The sequence below is a fragment of the Pseudomonas sp. 30_B genome, from assembly GCF_017491605.1.
Classification (GTDB): domain Bacteria; phylum Pseudomonadota; class Gammaproteobacteria; order Pseudomonadales; family Pseudomonadaceae; genus Pseudomonas.
The window spans coordinates 1-428 of the sequence record NZ_JAFGYY010000421.1; the positions used below are offsets into that span (position 1 = coordinate 1).

At 71.7% G+C, this 428-nt stretch carries 1 protein-coding gene; it reads right to left on the minus strand.

Annotation, left to right across the window (positions count from 1 at the left end; all coding sequences use genetic code 11):
• Positions 1-149 precede the first annotated feature (149 nt).
• The coding region (locus J5M67_RS28955) for an EAL domain-containing protein (RefSeq protein WP_207888743.1) at positions 150-428 on the minus strand (279 nt) is incomplete at its 5' end.

Sequence of the window (428 nt, forward strand, 5' to 3'; positions counted from 1 at the left end):
CGGCGGGGTCGCGTTCGGCGGGATCCGGGCGCCCGGGCGCAAGCGCCCGGCTCCCGGTCCGAAACCTCAGCCCAACCCCCAAGCGCCAACCAGCGGCAAAGCGGCCGAACCACGCGCGCGGCCGCGCGCGGATGCGCGCCGCGTCACCGTCATGCCGGCGCCTCGGAGTGCAGCGGCACCATCGCCTCGAACTCTTCCGGCGGCACGGGGCGGCCGAGCAGGAACCCTTGGATTTCATCGCACATCAGCGGCTTGAGCCGGTCGAGCTGCGAGCGCGTCGCGACGCCTTCGGCGACCACGTCCATCGCGAGCGAGTGGGCGAGCGCGATGATCGCGGAGACGATCGCGCCGCCTTCGTGGCCTTGCTCGTCGAGCGCGTGGGTGAAGAATCGGTCGATCTTGAGCTGCTTCGCGCCGAATCGCTGCAG